At 73.0% G+C, this 15532-nt stretch carries 14 protein-coding genes; 4 read left to right on the top strand and 10 right to left on the bottom strand.

Annotation, left to right across the window (positions count from 1 at the left end):
* Positions 1-25 precede the first annotated feature (25 nt).
* Positions 26-1606: an acyl-CoA mutase large subunit family protein gene (locus L3078_RS29055; protein WP_239756866.1), complete on the bottom strand. Its 1581-nt coding sequence runs from the start codon at positions 1604-1606 to the stop codon at positions 26-28.
* Positions 1607-1743: 137 nt separating this feature from the next.
* Between L3078_RS29055 and L3078_RS29050 the strand changes: the two genes are divergently transcribed.
* A complete protein-coding gene (locus L3078_RS29050; RefSeq protein WP_239756865.1) occupies positions 1744-2667 on the top strand; it encodes a L,D-transpeptidase family protein in 924 nt (307 codons plus the stop codon).
* 317 nt (positions 2668-2984) lie between these two features.
* Here the strand turns inward: L3078_RS29050 and L3078_RS29045 are convergent, their stop codons facing one another.
* The 4 genes from L3078_RS29045 to L3078_RS29030 all read right to left on the bottom strand — a co-directional run bounded on the left by L3078_RS29045 (position 2985) and on the right by L3078_RS29030 (position 6953).
* The gene (locus tag L3078_RS29045) at positions 2985-4250 is read right to left on the bottom strand and encodes a hypothetical protein (RefSeq protein ID WP_239756864.1); all 1266 of its coding nucleotides are present in this window, start codon (positions 4248-4250) and stop codon (positions 2985-2987) included.
* The gene (locus L3078_RS29040) at positions 4250-4936 is read right to left on the bottom strand and encodes an RNA polymerase sigma factor (RefSeq protein WP_239756863.1); all 687 of its coding nucleotides are present in this window, start codon (positions 4934-4936) and stop codon (positions 4250-4252) included. The genes L3078_RS29045 and L3078_RS29040 overlap by 1 nt, the downstream gene beginning before the upstream one ends.
* 380 nt (positions 4937-5316) lie before the next feature.
* Positions 5317-6366: a hypothetical protein gene (locus L3078_RS29035; RefSeq protein ID WP_239756862.1), complete on the bottom strand. Its 1050-nt coding sequence runs from the start codon at positions 6364-6366 to the stop codon at positions 5317-5319.
* A complete protein-coding gene (locus L3078_RS29030; RefSeq protein WP_215448669.1) occupies positions 6363-6953 on the bottom strand; it encodes an RNA polymerase sigma factor in 591 nt (196 codons plus the stop codon). Before L3078_RS29030 ends, L3078_RS29035 begins: the two co-directional genes overlap by 4 nt.
* Positions 6954-7263: 310 nt before the next feature.
* On the opposite strand from L3078_RS29030, the gene L3078_RS29025 reads away from it, so the two are divergent.
* The gene (locus L3078_RS29025) at positions 7264-9357 is read left to right on the top strand and encodes an FG-GAP-like repeat-containing protein (protein ID WP_239756861.1); all 2094 of its coding nucleotides are present in this window, start codon (positions 7264-7266) and stop codon (positions 9355-9357) included.
* A gap of 179 nt (positions 9358-9536) precedes the next feature.
* On the opposite strand, the gene L3078_RS29020 is transcribed toward L3078_RS29025, so the two are convergent.
* The 5 genes from L3078_RS29020 to L3078_RS29000 all read right to left on the bottom strand — a co-directional run bounded on the left by L3078_RS29020 (position 9537) and on the right by L3078_RS29000 (position 13933).
* Complete coding sequence (locus L3078_RS29020) at positions 9537-9965, bottom strand: hypothetical protein (protein ID WP_239756860.1); 429 nt, start codon at positions 9963-9965, stop codon at positions 9537-9539.
* A 120-nt stretch (positions 9966-10085) separates the two neighbouring features.
* On the bottom strand, positions 10086-10667 hold the full coding sequence (locus L3078_RS29015; protein WP_239756859.1) for a hypothetical protein: 582 nt from the start codon (positions 10665-10667) through the stop codon (positions 10086-10088).
* Between the two features lie 85 nt (positions 10668-10752).
* Complete coding sequence (locus L3078_RS29010; RefSeq protein WP_239756858.1) at positions 10753-11307, bottom strand: hypothetical protein; 555 nt, start codon at positions 11305-11307, stop codon at positions 10753-10755.
* A gap of 92 nt (positions 11308-11399) precedes the next feature.
* Positions 11400-12083, bottom strand: a complete 684-nt coding sequence (locus L3078_RS29005; RefSeq protein ID WP_239756857.1) for a DUF4328 domain-containing protein — start codon at positions 12081-12083, stop codon at positions 11400-11402.
* A gap of 254 nt (positions 12084-12337) precedes the next feature.
* On the bottom strand, positions 12338-13933 hold the full coding sequence (locus tag L3078_RS29000; RefSeq protein ID WP_239760504.1) for a beta-N-acetylhexosaminidase: 1596 nt from the start codon (positions 13931-13933) through the stop codon (positions 12338-12340).
* A gap of 267 nt (positions 13934-14200) precedes the next feature.
* Here L3078_RS29000 and L3078_RS28995 point away from each other — a divergent pair, with 267 nt between their 5' ends.
* Both L3078_RS28995 and sdhC read left to right on the top strand, forming a co-directional pair.
* On the top strand, positions 14201-14827 hold the full coding sequence (locus L3078_RS28995; protein WP_239756856.1) for a 2-oxo-4-hydroxy-4-carboxy-5-ureidoimidazoline decarboxylase: 627 nt from the start codon (positions 14201-14203) through the stop codon (positions 14825-14827).
* A 322-nt stretch (positions 14828-15149) separates the two neighbouring features.
* Positions 15150-15530 (top strand): succinate dehydrogenase, cytochrome b556 subunit, encoded by a 381-nt coding sequence (gene sdhC / locus L3078_RS28990; protein ID WP_078853945.1) that lies wholly within the window; start codon positions 15150-15152, stop codon positions 15528-15530.
* Positions 15531-15532 lie beyond the last annotated feature (2 nt).

Raw genomic sequence — 15532 nt, 5'->3', positions numbered from 1 at the left:
TGTCGCACGAGGGTCCGACAGCCGGTCAGAAGGCGTCGACGGGGGTGTAGGTGCCCCATACCTCGCGCAGGGCGTTGCACACCTCGCCGACGGTGGCACGCGCCTTGAGGGCTTCGCGCATGGGGTAGAGGACGTTGTCGGTGCCTTCGGCGGCTTTCTTCAGGGCGGCGAGGGCGGTGTCCACCGCCCCCTGGTCGCGGCGCGCGCGCAGCCGGGCCAGCCGTTCGGCCTGCTGGGCCTCGATGGCGGGGTCCACCCGCAGCGGCTCGTACGGCTCCTCCTCATCGAGTTGGAACCGGTTGACGCCGACCACGACCCGTTCCCCGGCGTCGGTCTCCTGCGCGATGCGATACGCGTTGCGCTCGATCTCGCCCTTCTGGAACCCCTGCTCGATCGCCGCCACCGCACCCCCCAGCTCCTCCACCCTCCCCATCAGCTCGACAGCGGCGGCCTCCACGTCGTCGGTCATCTTCTCGATCACGTAGGAACCGGCGAACGGGTCGACGGTCGCCGTCACATCCGTCTCGTACGCCAGCACCTGCTGCGTCCGCAGGGCGAGTCGGGCGCTCTTGTCGGTCGGCAGGGCGATCGCCTCGTCGAAGGAGTTGGTGTGCAGCGACTGGGTCCCGCCCAGCACCGCCGCCAGCCCCTGCACCGCCACCCGCACCAGGTTCACCTCCGGCTGCTGCGCCGTCAGCTGCACCCCCGCCGTCTGCGTGTGGAAGCGCAGCATCAGCGACTTCGGGTCCCTCGCACCGAACTCCTCGCGCATCACCCGCGCCCAGATCCGCCGCGCCGCCCGGAACTTGGCCACCTCCTCCAGGACCGTCGTCCGCGCGACGAAGAAGAACGACAGCCGCGGCGCGAAATCGTCCACGTCCATCCCCGCCGCCACCGCCGTACGCACGTACTCGATGCCGTCCGCCAGCGTGAACGCGATCTCCTGCACCGGCGAGGCACCCGCCTCCGCCATGTGATAGCCCGAGATCGAGATCGTGTTCCACTTCGGGATCTCCGCCCCGCAGTACCGGAAGGTGTCCGCGATCAGCCGCAACGACGGCTTCGGCGGGAAGATGTACGTCCCCCGCGCGATGTACTCCTTCAGCACATCGTTCTGGACCGTGCCCGTCAGCCGGTCCGCCGCCACCCCCTGCTCCTCGCCCACCAGCTGATACATCAGCAGCAGCAGAGCGGCCGGCGCGTTGATCGTCATCGACGTCGACACCCGGTCCAGCGGAATGCCGTCGAACAGCACCCGCATGTCCTCGACCGAGTCGATCGCCACCCCGACCTTGCCCACCTCACCGTGTGCGAGCGGAGCGTCGGAGTCGTGCCCCATCTGGGTGGGCAGGTCGAACGCCACCGACAACCCCGTCGTCCCGGCCGCGATCAACCGCTGGTAACGGGCATTGGACTCCACCGCCGTACCGAACCCCGCGTACTGCCGCATCGTCCACGGACGACCCGTGTACATCGACCGGTACACACCCCGCGTGAACGGATACCCACCCGGCTCCCCCAGCCGCTCCGCCGGATCCCAGCCCTCCAGCACCTCCGGCCCGTACACCGGCTCGATGGGCAACCCGGACTCCGACTCGCGCGCCATGATGTGTGCCTCCGTTGGAGTGCCTCTGGCTGGGACCTTGCTCACAACCATGCCCCTTTGTTCGCGACGGGTCACGTCCGGGCAACCTGTCCGGGAGAACGACCGAACGCGGCGATCATGAGACGACGGGGACCCCGATGCGTATCAAGGACATGCGGAGATCGGTGGCCGCGTTCGCGGCACTCGCCATGGCCGGCGCCTGCACGGCCCAGGGGATCGAGGTGCACGGCGGCCAGCGCCAGCCCGTGCGCGTCGACGGGACCGTCCCGCCCGACGGCACCCCGAAGCAGGACGACCGCGACGGGGCCGGCAGCGGGGACGAGGCCACGGGCGGGAGTGGGCACGACGGGAAGGGGGCGCCCGAGAAGACCCCGACGACCGCGCCGCCCTCCCCCAGGCCCACGCCCACGCCCACCCCCGCACCCCCTCCCCCGGTGCTCTGGTCGCAGGGCGACGAGGGCCTGGACGTACGCGAGTTGCAGGCGCGGCTGCGGCAGATCGCGTGGCTCTTCGCGGGGCCCACGGGGACGTACGACGATCTGACGGTCCAGGCGGTCAAGGGCTTCCAGGGCAAGCGGGGACTGCCGCGGACCGGGAAGACGGACAGCGTGACCTGGGCGCGGCTGCTGAACATGACGCGGGAGCCGGGCAAGTGGGACCTGTACGCCTACGGAGGGCAGCCGGCCGCGTCACCCGATCCGCGCTGCATGACGGGCCGGGTGCTGTGCATCAGCAAGACGAGCCGCACGCTGCGCTGGATGGTGGACGGCCGGACGCTGACGACGGTCGAGGTGCGGTTCGGCTCGGAGTACACACCGACCCGCGAGGGTGTCTTCAGCGTCTACTTCAAGTCCCGCGACCACTGGTCGACGCTGTACGACACCCCGATGCCGTACGCGATGTTCTTCAGCGGCGGCCAGGCCGTCCACTACTCCGCCGACTTCGCGGCGCGCGGGTACTACGGGGCCTCGCACGGCTGCGTCAACGTCCGGGACGAGGCGGCGATCGCTCGGCTGTTCGGTCAGGTCAGGAACGGCGACAAGGTCGTCGTGTACTGGTGACGGGCGAGGGATGACGGACGAGGAAGGCCGAGCGCATTCGTGACGTGCGTCACATGAGGCATAGCGGGAGCGCGTCCGGCGCGTCAGGGGAAGTACGGGGTCACGGGGGACCACGGGGGAAACACGGGGGTTATGGGGCGCGGGCGGGACCGGGGAACGTGTCCCGCCCGCGCCGAGGTGCACGAGCCGTAGGTACGGGGGGAACCCCGGCTCCGTGCGACGGCCGATGACCAGTCGGCTCACTCATTACTGCGCCGGGGCGGCCAAAAGTGTTACCCGTTCCGCGAAAGAATTCGTAACGGAAGAGAAAGCGCAGGTCAGGAGGGGGTGACGCGGATGGCGACGTCGATCCGCGCCGCTGCGGCGAGCTGACTCCGGTGGCCGTTGCCCCCGCCGCCCTTCTTCTCGCCGCCCTGGTGGCCGTGACCCTTGTTGCCCGTGTGGCCGTGACCGTTGCCGCCCTTGCCGTGGCCCTTGCCGCCCTTGCCGTGCCCGGGGCGGTTCTTGCCGTCGCCGGCACCGTTTCCGTGGCGGCCCTTGCCGCGGTGGGAGTCGTCGTCCTCGTCGGAGTCGCCGGAACGCGCCTTGTCGCCGCCGACCGGGCCGCCGGAGTCCGGGGTACCGGACCCGGCCCCGGTACCCCGGCCGGTGCCTGCGCCCCCGCCCGGCCGCCTCTTGGTACCGGGGGTGTCGGAGCCGCCGGCCAGGACGTCCTCGCAGTACCGCTTCAGCTGCCCCTTGCCCTTGCCGCCCGCCGCGTCCTCCAGGCCGCGCCGACGGTCGGCACCCAGGTCCTTGCCGTCGCGAACGTCACGGCAGGCGGAGAGGACCTTGTTCCACCACTCCTGGGTGGGGGTGTCGTTCTGCCCGCTGTCACCGGTCCGGCCGTCCTCGTCGGCGCCGTCGGTGCCCTCGCCGGAGGGGACGTCGCCCTCCGAGGAGCCGTCCGGGGTCACATCGGGTCGTGAGTCGCCCCACGCCCCGCGCCGGTCGTCGCCCCCCTGCGGGTCCGGCGACGGCGACAGCAGCGGCCGGTCCGGCGACCGGTCGGCGGAGACGGTGGCGGAGGGTTCCGGTTCGCCGTCGTGGAAGCCGGTCAGCGCGCCGCCGCCGACCGTCGCCGTGACCCCGCCGAGCATCCCGGCGGCCACGGCCGCGACCAGCCCGAACCGTACGGGCCGGCCCCAGCGGGCCCGGCGTCGGTCCGAACCGGTGGCCGGGCGCCCGGGGCGTCCGAGGTGGACGACTCCCGCGTCGGCGGCGGGCGCGGCGGTGTGCGTGCGGCTGCCGCGACCGGCGTCAGGGAGGTGCCCGTCGTCAGGTGCCGGGGCGGAGGGGGCGGCGGCCGAGTCGGCTGTGCGGGCCGTTCGCGCGCTGCGGAAGGCCGCCAACGCGGCTTCCTCGCCCGGGAGTTCGGATGTCTCCGAGGAGACGGGAGCGACCTCGGCGGTCAGCGCACCGAGCGCCTCGGCGAGCCGGGCGGCACGGTCACGGGTGTCGGCGTCGACGGCTTCGAGCGGCTCCCCACGCAGCAGCCGCTCCGCTGCGTCGCGGTTGAGCCACCTGTACTGCTCGTCGGCCATCACACATCCTTCTGCGTCCGCGAACGCGTATGCGTCACACCGGCGGACGAAGCCGCGCGTGCGCGCGGTTCTCTCGGCGGGGGTACGGCGTCCAGCGGATCGCCGGACTCCGGGTCGGCCTCGGCGGCCGTCTCCGGATTCTCCCCGATCAGTTCGGCGAGCCGCTTCAGCCCCCGGTGCGCGGCCGTCCGTACGGCTCCCGCGCGCTTGCCCAGGGTCTGGGCGGCGGTCTTCGCGTCGAGGCCCACCACGACCCGCAGGACCACCGCCTCCGCCTGGTCCTGGGGCAGTTGGGCGATGAGCGAGAGGGTGCGGCCGGTGGCCATGGCCTCCATCGCCTCGCCGGCCGTGTCGGACTCGGCGGCCCGGCCGGTCAGCTCGGTCTCGTCGCCGCCTATCGCGGGCCTGCGGCCCCGCATCCGTATGTGGTCGAGGGCCCGGTTGCGGGCGATTCGCGCGGCCCAGCCACGGAACCGGTCGGCGTCACCGCTGAACCGCTCCAGGTCACGGGCTATCTGGAGCCAGGACTCGGAGGTCACGTCCTCCGCGTCGGGATCACCGACCAGCGTCCGCACGTACCCGAGCAGCCGTGGGTGCACCGAGCGGTACACAGTCCGGAACGCGGTCTCGTCCCCGTTCTGTGCCGCAAGCACCGCGGCGGTCAGCTCCGCGTCGTCCCCCAGCACCCGCGCGCGCCCCTCTTTGCGCCTCCACCGGCGCCGCTCTCGCGGACCGGGTTCTCGCTGTCGTGGTCCTCAATGAATCGTGCGGTGCCGGGCCGTCGATGGTTGTGGTGGTCTTCCGCCATCCACGATCCGGCGCGAATGGCACGTTACGGCCTGAAACCGTTGGCCGTCCATGTCCGTAGAACATGCAACTAACTCGTGATGCGGCGAGGTGTGACAGAAAACGCGGACGCGGCGCTGTAGGGAGTACGGGTCGCCGCGCGGCCCGTGCCGCGCGACGGTCGGGGCCTCTCCTGTGGGGGGTGGCGGCCCCGACCGTTGCCATCGGCGGAGTCGGCCGGGTGTCTTGCGAGTACGGGGGTCTCGCGAGCACGCCGGCCTCACTTCGTTCCGGGGGCCTTCTGTCCCGGCTCCGGAGCGAGCTGCGGGGCGTTCGGCCGCGCGCCGCCCTCGCTCGTGACCTCGTTCGTGACCCCGTTTGCAGCCGTCGGCTCCGGCCGGTCGCCGCCGGGCACCCGCGGCGGGCCCGGCTCGTCCGGCACCTTCGCCTCGTCGGGCACCTTCGTCGCGTTCGCCCCGTTCTGGCCGTTCGGTTCGGCGGGCCGGGGCGACGGGCGTCGGCTGTCGTCGGTGGGCTTGTCGTCGGTCGGCTTCGCGTCGGTCGGCCGGTCGGCCCGTCGGTCGGACTCGTCCGGGTCCCGGGACGCGCCGTCCTGCTCGGCCGGGGCGGAGGTGGCCGGTGTCGAGGGGTCGATGCGCGGGACGTCCGCGGGGCCGGGCCGGGTGGAGGCACCGGCGCCGGGGCGGGCGGGCCGCTCGCTTCCGTACTCCCCGGACTCCCGGTCGGCGCCCTTGTCGCCGCGTGTGGCCGAGTCGATCGCCGCGAAGGCGACTCCGCCGAGGGTGAGGCTGGCCAGCAGGACGGCCAGGGTGGTGCGGATGGACAGTTGGACGCGGCGCCGCGCGTTCGGCCGCCAGTCGTCGCGCCGCCGGGTGCGCGCGTTACGGGCCCCGCTCTCCCGGGCCGCACGGAACGCGGCCACCGCACGCGCTTCCCCCACGCTGTCGGCCGACGCGCCCGCGCGCACGGCGGCGGCGAGGAGGGAATCGACGGAGGGGGTGTCACGGGAGGCGGGGGACGGGGTGTCCGGCGAAGCCGGGGACGGGGTGTCCGGCGAAGCCGGGGACGGGGTGTCCGGCGAAGCCGGGGACGGGGTGTCCGGCGAAGCCGGGGACGGGGTGTCCGGCGAAGCCGGGGACGGGGTCTCCCTGGAGGCCGAGGGCGGCGGCGGGGTGGGGGCAGGCGAGGTGTCGTCCCGCTCTCCGTTGTCCAGCCGGTCACCCGTGTACGGCCTGTCCGGCTCCGTCCTGCCCGACGGCATCTCGCGCCCTTCCCTCTCGCCGTACGGCCCGGCGTCGCTGTCGGTCATCTCGACTCCCCCAGCGTCCGGGGGCCGTCATCCGTCACACCCTCGCTCCGCAGGAGCTGGGCGAGACGCTTCAGGCCCCGGTGGGTGGCGGTACGGACCGCGCCGGGGCGCTTGCCGAGGACGCGGGCGGCGGCGGGGCCGTCGAGACCGACGACCACGCGCAGCAGCACGGCCTCGGCCTGGTCACGGGGCAGCCGGGCGACGAGCGCCAGGGCCTGCTCGGTGGAGAGGCTCTCCAGCGCCTGGTCCTGGGTGCTGTGCGTGCCCGGGAGTTCGAGCAGGTCGTTCTCCAGCGCGGTCGCCCGGGGTCTGACCCGCTGGCGCCGCAGATGGTCCAGGGCCCGGTGCCGGGCGATGGTGGCGCTCCAGCCCCGGAAGCCCGCCCCGTCGCCCTTGAACCGCCCGAGGTCCCGCGCGATCTCCAGCCAGGCGTCCGAGGCGACGTCCTCCGCGTCGTCCCCGACGATGCCGCGCAGATACCCCAGCAGCCCGGGCTGCACGAGCCGGTAGGCCACCGCGAACGCGGCCTCGTCCCCGGCCTGGGCCCGCGCGACGGCCGCGCCCAGTTCCCCGTCGTACGCCTGCACGCGCCGAGGTTCCCCTCCCTGGCCCCAAACTGTCCGTGGCAGTGCCACGTCAGTGCCGGGATCGTTGTCCCGGGGGCCGTCCCGGACGTCGCCAAGCCCCCACGCTCCTCTGCGTCGCGCCTCGCGGAAGTGTCACAGCGGCCGGGCGCATCCCCCGCAAGCGGGACCACCGGCCCTCTCCGCCCCCTCCGTGACATAAGCCACACCCGCACCCCCGGTGCCGAGGTTCGCGGAGTCCTGTGCGCTGAATAGAGGGGTCACCCCTGTGACGGGGTGGCGTCTTCGTACCGTTCATCCAGGGGTGGGGCATTTGAGTCGCCGTAGGAGCCATGCGTCCAAGCCGCTGGGGCCGAAGCGGAGGGCCTGGCGGGCGCTGGGGGCCGTCGTGGCCGGTGGCGCGGGCCTGGTGTCGTACGCGGTGGTCGGGCCCGGCGTCGGCACGGCCGCCGCCGACGACGTGCCCACCGCCCGCCCCTCGACCGTCACCCGCCCCCCGATCGTCAGCCGGGCAGGGTGGGGCGCGGACGAGTCGGCCGTGACGGGGACGGCCGAGTACGTCGACCGGATCAGCGCGGTGTTCGTCCACGACACAGGCGGCACCAACGCCTACAACTGCGCCGAGTCCCCCGCCCTGATACGCGCGCTCATGGCGGACGACATCCAGGCGGCCGGCCGGGGCGACCTCGGCTACAACTTCGTCGTCGACAAGTGCGGCCGTATCTACGAAGGCCGGGCGGGCGGCGCGGACCTGCCGGTGCGCGGCGCGCACACGCCCGGGTTCGACGGGGAGTCGACGGGCGTCGCGGTCCTCGGCGACTTCGACGGCGGCGGGCCGAACCGGGCGGCCGTGGAGTCCGTGGCGCGGCTCGCGGCGTGGAAGCTGGGCCAGTACGCGGGCGACCCCACGGGCAAGGTGACGCTGACGGCGTCCGAGGACACCGGCGTGTACACGCGCGGCGAGTCGGCGGAGCTGGACGTCATATCCGGCGGCAGCGACGCGGCATCGCTCACGTCCCCGGGAGCCGGCCTCTACGCCGCACTGCCCGAGATACGCCGCTACGCCGCCTCCGCAGGCCGCTCCTCCGCGATCCCGACCGCCGATCACACGGGGGACGGCGTGAGCGACCTGGTGGTGCCGACGCCCCGGGTCGGCAGCGGCTGGATCACCCTGGTGCCGGGCGGCGCGAACGGCCCCGTCGCGTCCGCCAGGCTCCGGCTGAACCAGGCGAGCGCCGGCGTGCCGGGTGCCGCCGAGTCCGGCGACCAGTGGGGCGCGGCGACCGCGTGGGGCGACGTCGACGGCGACGGGTACGCGGACCTCGTGGTCGGCGCGCCCGGTGAGGACGACACCACCGGGCACGCCGACCGGGGCGCGGTGACGATCCTCTACGGGCCGTCCTTCACCGCGGGCGCCGACACGATGGCCCTCGGCGACGACTACGAGCCGGCCGGCGCGCGGTTCGGCGCGACCGTGGCGGCAGGGGACTTCAACGCCGACGGCAGGGCGGACGTGTTCACCGCGGCCACCGGGACGGGTGGCAACTGGGCGGCCCGCTTCGGCGACGGCCACGAGGTCGCCGGGGACCTCACCACGGCGACCGGTTCCCTCGCCTACGCGGACGCCGCGACCGGCGACTTCAACCGGGACGGGTACGCCGACGTGGCCCTCAACCACCGTGACGCGTCCGGGATCGGCAGGATCGTCTGGTTCAGGGGCTCCCGGTCGCTGGGGCTGACGAAGGCGGCGACCCTGACCGTGAAAGGCGGCCGGGCCGTCGCGGCGGGCGACGTCGACGGCGACGGCTACGACGACCTCGTCGTCGGACAGCCGTACGCCTCCGAGTCCGGCGGCAACGCGGGCGGCCAGGTGACCGTGGTCCCCGGCACGTCCACCGGCCTCGGTGCGACGGGGACGCGGACGGTGCACCAGGCCACGGCGGGCGTGGAGGGCGCCTCCGAGACCTCGGACGGCTTCGGCTCCTCGGTGTCCGTCGGCGACGTCGACGCCGACGGGTACGCCGACGTGCTCAGCGGCGCGCCGAACGAGGACATCACCCGGGCCGGGAAGAACCGGGGCAACGCGGGGTCGGTGTGGCTGCTGAAGGGTTCGGCGGCCGGGGTGAGCGGGGCGGGGTCGCTGGCGTTCTCGCAGGACGCGCCGGATGTGGGGGGATCCACCGAGGCGGACGACAAGTTCGGGTCGGCGGTGTCGGGGGCGGATGTCACGGGGGACGGGTACGGCGATGTGGTGGTCGGGGTGGAGGGGGAGGATGAGGGGAACGGGACGGTTCTGTTCGTGCCGTCCGTGGGGGGTGTGCCGGTGGCTTCGCGGGCCGTGTACTACGGGGTGACGCAGTTGGGGGCGCCTGGGGGGAGTCGTGTGGGGCAACTGCTCACTCCGTAGGGTGAGTTGTTCTCGCCCCCGCCGCCCCTACCCGTCCCATCCTCAAGGGGCTGCGCCCCTTCGACCCCCAGGCGTCCCTCCGGTGGGGGCTGGTCGCGCAGTTCCCCGCGCCCCTCAAAAAGCAGGGGCGCGGAGAACTGCGCGAGAAGCCCCACTCACCCGCAGACGAACAACCGGCCTCACCCGGAGGGCATCGCGTCGTGGCACAGCAGGCGCAGCGAACCGTCGCCCGTGAAGCAGCGGCGGGCCTCGTCGAAGGGGTCCCAGAAGCGGTCGTCCCAGGTGCGTACCCAGTAGCCGCCGCCCGACTCGACCCATTCGCCGCCGGCCCAGCGCACGAGGACCTCACCGCCGTACGCCCCGAAACCCCGCAACGCGCCCTCCACGGCGGCGTACGGCGGTCCCTCCCGGCGGATCTCCTCGATCATGCGGTCCACCCGCCACAGGCTCTGCGTCGAGTAGTCGAGGCGCACCCGCGCCCCTTCCCGCATCATCGCCACCGCGTCGGCCGCCCATCGGAGGGGCTTCGCCGCGCTCCCGGGCCGGTTCCCACGACTCCCCGGTGCGGCGGGGGCACCGGCCGAACTGAATGTCTGCTGTGCGCTCACACTCGGGAAAGCGCCCGTCCGGCGCGAGACGTTTCGCGATTTCGGCCTGTTCCCGACACCGGCGCAGGACCACCACACCCGGCCCCAGGACACCCACAGGACCCGCCAGGAAAACGAGGTTTACCGCCGCGCCCCACGCGCGCGCCGCGACACGACCGCCCGCAGCACCCGCCGCCCCTCCGTGGCCACACCGAGCGCCTGCCGCAGCCCGGCCGCGCCGTGCTGGGCGAGCAGTTCCAACACCACGATCTGGCGGCGCAGTTCGGCGGCGACGAGATGGGAGGCACCCTCGGTACGGCCCTCCCGGCACGCCGCCACGGAGTCGTCGCCCCCGGCGTCCAGCGGGTCGAGCAGCTGGTGGATCCGCAGAGCGGAGACGGAGCACACCTCCGCCCACTCCCGCAGCCCGTCACCGGAGCGCCGCTCGGGAACCGCGTCGAGCATCCGACGGGCGAGCAGGGCGACTTCCTCGCCCCCGCCCCCGTCGGAGTCGGGTTCCAGCCCTCCCGCCGGCGACAGTTCGCCGCGTATCTTCGCGACGCGCTCCCCCCACTCCTCCCCGTCGTCCACCAGTGCCGCCCACAGGGGGCGCAGCACCTCGTCGTCGCCTCCGAGAAGCGGTACGCAGCGGTCCAAACAAGCCAACCCACCGGCCGCCAGACCGCGTTCGTCGGCCTGGGCCATCAGCTCCACCAGGCTCATCGCGCCTCCCCTAGATCCCGCTCGACCGTACCCCGGTTATACGGAGCCCGCACTTCCCCTTACTGCGTGCGACGACGTGGGAGTGTCACATGGGGACGACCCCGAGCCGGTCGAGCAACCGGAACAGAATGTTTTCAGCCAGGGGGTCCGCCGGTCCAGGTTCTGAGGTCAAGACCTCGACCAGGGACCGCTCGACGACGACCCGCCCCGCCTCCGCGGCCCAGGCGACGGCGCGTTCGGCGGCGTCGCGCGGTTCGAGGAAGTAGTCCTCGACGGTGAGCCCCTCCCCGTCCCCCAGATACGCGGCCATGGCACGCCGCGCGAGACACGTCGTCCACGCCCCGCTCTCCGGCCCGGCGGCCTCGACGACCACGCAGTCGCTGTCCATGACATAGCCGAACAGCGCGGGCGCCCCGGTCTCCCGGGCGAGCGTGTTCATGTTCCCGACATCGCCGGCACCCCCCGAGGCCCCGGAGTCCCCGGCCGCCTCGGCGCCCGGCGCGCCCGTCGGGTACGCCCAGATCTGCCAGCCGTCGTCCGCCGTCACACACAACGTCATGGTCTCGGCCCCGGCCAGCGCGTCCAGCTCCTTGAGCGGCCGCTCGCTTCTGCCCACGACGTAGTACCCCCAGTACCCCATACCGGGAATAGACCACAGCCGTACGGCGGTCCGCCCCCGGAATCGGGCAATCCGCACGGTTGCCCCGCGAAGGCCGAGAAGGAGCGCGGGGCTCAGAGGGCGGCCACGGGCTCCGGCTCATGCGGCCCGCTCCGCGCCTTGTCGTCCTGCATCCGGGTGAGGGCGAGGACGAAGAGGGCCGCGAACACGGCGGACACGATCTCGAGGGAGTCCGCGAACAGCATCTGCTGGGCTGCCGTCCGGTACTCCTCGGCCTCCTCCGCCCGGAAGTACGCCCGGTCGCCCACCTCACCCGCGAAGAGGCTGAGCAGCCACAGCGTCCACCAGGTGTTGACGAGCGCGTGCGACCTCGGCTTCTGCCACGGGCCGCTCGCCTCCCAGCAGTCGACGGCGATCCGGCGCGGGAACCACAGGTTCACCACCGGCACGAACCAGCCGCCGATCGCCCAGCCCCGCTTCTTCCGGTGCCCGAAGGGGTCGAACACCTCGGCGTTGACCCGCACCCGGTGGAACCAGACCAGGAAGACGACGGCCGTGGCGAGGTAGGTGAACGTCTGGAGGGCGGCGGCCAGCGCCATCAGTCCGTCCGCCCGGTCGGCATCACGCTCCAGAGCCACGCTCCAGTCGTCGGCCAGCATCCGGTTCATCACGTCGAGGAGCGAGAGATCCGCCCACACCGCGACCACGTCGGCCACGGCGACCGCCCCGAGCAGGATCGCCACCGCCCGCCCCAGCCCCACCGGCGACCGCAACAGGGGCGGCGGCCCCAAGGGCATACCGACAACCGGAGGCGGGGCCTTCGGGAGGCCCGCACCCACGTCCGGATGCTGGTCCTCGGCCTCGCAGGCCCGGCAGAGTTCTCCCCCGGGCGCCGCGTCGAACTGCCGACAGCGCGTGCACGTCATTCAGATCCCCCGACTGGCCATGGAAGCGCGGGATTCCTCCCCAGAACCTCACGCGCAGCAACAAGAACAGGCGGACCCTACGACTCCCCCGTCCCAGCGGTCCACCCGGTTCCGCCCCCGCGGGCTCAGCTCACCTTCCCCGCCAGCTCCCGGAACTGCGGCCAGGTCAGGGCCGGCTTCCCCGGGTCCCACAGCTTCTGCGAGAGCGCCCGCAGCGGCATCCGGACGCCCGCCGCGACCTGCGCCTCGGTCTGCCGGTTCGCGAGGTCGCACCAGACGGCGAAGGAGCCGCCGAGGATCTGGTCGTCGTACTGGGCGGGCACGGCGGTGGTGCCGCGCAGCACCCGTGGGGTCCAGGACTCGTAGATGCGCTGCCCGGTCGGGTAGACGAACTGGTTGGGCTCGCCGAGGACGTAGTACAGGTACTCGTCGTTGTAGTTGATCACCTGTCGCCCGGCGCTCAGATATTCGATCGGCGGCCGGGCCCCGATCTCCTTGCCCGTCCAGTACGCGACCTGGATCGCCTTGTCCGCCTGGACCGAGCCGCCCCGGAAGAACCCGTCGTTCCAGGCCCGCACGGTCCGGTCGTGGCCGCGCATCACCGCGGCGCGGTCGTTCAGCCAGCCGGTGGCGAGATCGGCGACGGTCGCGCCGGGGCCGTACTTCTGCCGCGCGGCGGCGGCCAGCTGCGGGTACGAGGCCTCGGGGTTCGAGGCCATCAGCGCCCGGTACTCGTCGGCGCCCAGGTGCCAGTACGCGCCGTCGAACAGGTCGGCGTACTCGTCGAGCAGTTCGTCCACGACCTCGGCGGACCGGGGGTTGGAGATGTCGACGGCCCCGCTCGCGGCGACCCCCTGGGCGTTCTTCAGCTGGAGCCCCGGGTTGGCCGCGATCACGGCCCCCAGATGCCCCGGCGAGTCGATCTCGGGCACGACCTCGATGTGGCGGCTCTCCGCGAGGTCCAGGATCTTGCGCACCTGGGCCTTGGTGAGGTGCTGCCGGGAGACCACCTCGGGGTGGCTGGTGGACTCGATCCGGAAGCCCTGGTCGTCGGAGAAGTGCAGGCCGAGCTGGTTGTACTTCAGGTCGCCCAGCTCGCGGATGCGGTCCTCGATCCAGCCCGCCGTGAAGTGCTTGCGCGCGATGTCGAGCATGAACCCGCGCTGCGGCTTGGCCGGCTCGTCCCGGACGACGCCCTCCGGCGCCGTACCGCCGCCGCGCACCTCCTGCTTCAGGGTGCGCGTGCCGTAGAAGACGCCCGCCTCGGCGGGCGCGGCGATCCGCACGCGGCCGTCCTTCACGGTCAGCGTGTACGCCTCCGACCTCGGCGCGTCCGCTCCGGTGAGCGCCAGCTCCACGTCCCCGGCCCGGGGCCGCTCCTCCCCCGCGTACGCCAGTCCGAGTTCCCCGGCGGTCAGCCGCCCCTCGTCGGCCAGCGCCGCGTTCCGTACGACGACCCGGCCCCCGTCGGCGGGCTTCCAGCCGGGGCCGCGGGCGGGCTCGTGCTGCCGTACGGCCGGGATGGTCTGCGGCTTCGTCGACAGGGGATAGGTGCGCGACGGCGAGGGGGAAGCGGAGGGCGACGTACCGGCGGCGCTCACGGACGACCGCTCCGGCGACGGCCCCGATCCGCTGGGCGTCCGCCGCTCGTCGCCCGGCCACACGGTCACGGCCACCGCGACCGCGCCGCCCGCCAGAACCGCTCCCGCGCCCAGGAGCAACCCTTTCGACGTGATCGCCGTCTTCCTGCGGGGTGCCCTGCGCCGGCCCCGGTTCACGACACGCCCCCGGTCCCCGTCCCGGTCCTTGTCCCGCTCACCGTCCACGCCATCTCACACACCTCTCGCCACGCGCTGTTCCCCGGTCCCACTCCCGGCTCTCCGCCGAGCCCCCTTCTCGAACCTACGACGTCCGACCACCCGAACCGTCCACCACAGGTTCCGAAACTCTCCCGTCCGGGTGAATTTCGGGCATCGAACGGACAGCCCATGAACCGCCTCGATAACGTGGTGGCACCTTTCGCACAGCCTGCCCAGCCGACCCCTACGCACCGCCGAGGACCCACGCTGCCTCCGCACCGTCTTCCGCACCTCCCCGGCCAGGTCGCCGTCCCGGAGCAGGCCCCCACTCCCGGCCCCTCGGCCCTGGAGCGGTTCAACCACGCCCCCGTCGAGGCCGCCCGGCAGACCCTCCTCGCCTGCCTGCGCAGCCTCCGCTGGGCGCACCGCCTCACCGACCACCGGCCCTATCCCGACCTGGACGCCCTCCTCGCGGCGTCCGACGAGGCCGCGTACGACCTCACGGCGTCCGACCTGGCCGAGGCGCTGGCCGGGGAGACCCTCCCCGTCCTCCCCGACGACACCTACGGCGTCGCCCACACCGCCCTCGACGCCGCGCACGCCGCGTACGAGGCCCGCTTCGGCCACGTCTTCGTCATCGCCCTGGACACCGCCCACCCCGACGAACTCCTCGACCGCACCCTGGAGGGCATCCGCTCCCGCCTCTCGAACGACCCGGAGGAAGAGCGCGTGGTGGTCGCCGAGGAACTACGCCGCCTGGCAAGAACCCGCCTGACCACCCACCTGACCCGCACCCGCACCTGCCGAGTCCCTTGACCGGCCTCCCCCGGGGACGCGCGAGCCGGGGTCCCTGCCGAGGACGCGGGGAACCGGGCTCACCTCAGGGGCGCGGGGAACTGCGCGACCGGCCCCCACCGAACCCGCACCCGGCATCCCACCAGCACCCCCAGCCCGGATGCCGCCCGCTACTAACCCTTACGTGCACCTTTGTATGCCAGTTTGATCACACCAACCCTCCCGGCTTAAGCCAAGTGCAACGACGTCGCTACCATGGCCGGGGCCGGTGGACCGTACCCGGCCGGGTCAGACCGACAAGCAAGCCGGCCGGCCCCAATCCCCGCTCCCGGAGGGTTCTTCCGTGCCGGCTGGAACGCTGTACCGCGGCCGGGAAGGAATGTGGTCCTGGGTGGCTCATCGAGTCACCGGCGTCCTCATCTTCTTCTTCCTGTTCGTACACGTGCTGGACACCGCTCTCGTCCGTGTCTCCCCCGACGCCTACGACAAGGTCGTGGCCACGTACAAGACGCCGATCGTCGCGCTGCTGGAGTACGGCCTCGTCGCCGCCGTCCTCTTCCACGCGCTCAACGGTCTTCGGGTCATCGCCGTCGACTTCTGGTCCAACGGCCCCCGTCACCAGAAGACGATGCTCTGGTCCGTCGTCGGCATCTGGCTCGTGCTGATGATCGGGGCCCTGTACCCCGTCCTCGGCCACGCCGTCCGTGAAGTCTTCGGGAGCTGAGG

Origin of the sequence: Streptomyces deccanensis (assembly GCF_022385335.1) — a bacterium.
Lineage (GTDB): Bacteria > Actinomycetota > Actinomycetes > Streptomycetales > Streptomycetaceae > Streptomyces > Streptomyces deccanensis.
Note: the sequence above shows the minus strand (reverse complement) of the source record. Positions and strands in the feature narration are given on the sequence as shown.

Bases quoted from the DNA above. Each gene is read 5' to 3' on its own strand.
- L3078_RS29005 (WP_239756857.1), bottom strand. From the start codon at position 12,083: ATGCCCTTGGGGCCGCCGCCCCTGTTGCGGTCGCCGGTGGGGCTGGGG.
- L3078_RS29010 (WP_239756858.1), bottom strand. From the start codon at position 11,307: ATGGGGTACTGGGGGTACTACGTCGTGGGCAGAAGCGAGCGGCCGCTC.
- L3078_RS29055 (WP_239756866.1), bottom strand. From the start codon at position 1,606: ATGGCGCGCGAGTCGGAGTCCGGGTTGCCCATCGAGCCGGTGTACGGG.
- L3078_RS28995 (WP_239756856.1), top strand. From the start codon at position 14,201: ATGAACCGCCTCGATAACGTGGTGGCACCTTTCGCACAGCCTGCCCAG.
- L3078_RS29045 (WP_239756864.1), bottom strand. From the start codon at position 4,250: ATGGCCGACGAGCAGTACAGGTGGCTCAACCGCGACGCAGCGGAGCGG.
- L3078_RS29015 (WP_239756859.1), bottom strand. From the start codon at position 10,667: ATGAGCCTGGTGGAGCTGATGGCCCAGGCCGACGAACGCGGTCTGGCG.
- L3078_RS29050 (WP_239756865.1), top strand. From the start codon at position 1,744: ATGCGTATCAAGGACATGCGGAGATCGGTGGCCGCGTTCGCGGCACTC.
- L3078_RS29035 (WP_239756862.1), bottom strand. From the start codon at position 6,366: ATGACCGACAGCGACGCCGGGCCGTACGGCGAGAGGGAAGGGCGCGAG.